Annotated in this window: 1 protein-coding gene; it reads right to left on the bottom strand. The window is 42.5% G+C overall.

Going from position 1 to position 468, the window contains the following annotated elements; translation table 11 throughout:
- Window positions 1-92: 92 nt before the first annotated feature.
- Window positions 93-374 carry a hypothetical protein gene (locus GHN86_RS23080; protein WP_153338423.1) on the bottom strand — a complete coding sequence of 94 codons (282 nt, stop codon included), beginning with the start codon at window positions 372-374 and terminating at the stop codon, window positions 93-95.
- Window positions 375-468 lie beyond the last annotated feature (94 nt).

Here is a 468-nt window from a genome sequence, read left to right as displayed (position 1 = left end):
TTTTATCGCCACTATTCTTGTCTGTGCATCTAATGATTTACTTTAATAACTGAATTTAGTTCTATATATTTTTCTATCTGACAAGGTAATTACTAGATTTTTGTAATTAGTCTTTTAAACTCATTAGAACCTTGGCCATCCTCACCTAGAACAGCCAGTCGCTCAGCTGGTCGTGTCAGAAAGTTATCCAGTAATGATAGTAGGGCTGCACGTTTTTCGGTTGACTGTGTTTGTTGATACAACACAGCCGCGCCGACCAAAACCTTGACCCTATCTTCTGCCTTCTTGGCTGTAGCTCGTTGTCGTGCTTCTGCCTGCTGAATCTTGGCTGTGAGTTGGTCACGTTTTCGTTTCAAATCGTCTAAATCAGCCATGTCTGTTCTGCCTTTGATGGTGTCGGTTGTTGTCATTCTACGCTAGAGTATTGGAGTGCACAGACCTACCCTGAAAGAAGAGAAGCGCGCACTT

The sequence above is a fragment of the Pseudomonas helleri genome, from assembly GCF_009600315.1.
GTDB classification, from domain to species: Bacteria; Pseudomonadota; Gammaproteobacteria; order Pseudomonadales; family Pseudomonadaceae; genus Aquipseudomonas; species Aquipseudomonas helleri_A.
Note: the sequence above shows the minus strand (reverse complement) of the source record. Positions and strands in the feature narration are given on the sequence as shown.

Bases quoted from the DNA above. Each gene is read 5' to 3' on its own strand.
- GHN86_RS23080 (WP_153338423.1), bottom strand. From the start codon at position 374: ATGGCTGATTTAGACGATTTGAAACGAAAACGTGACCAACTCACAGCC.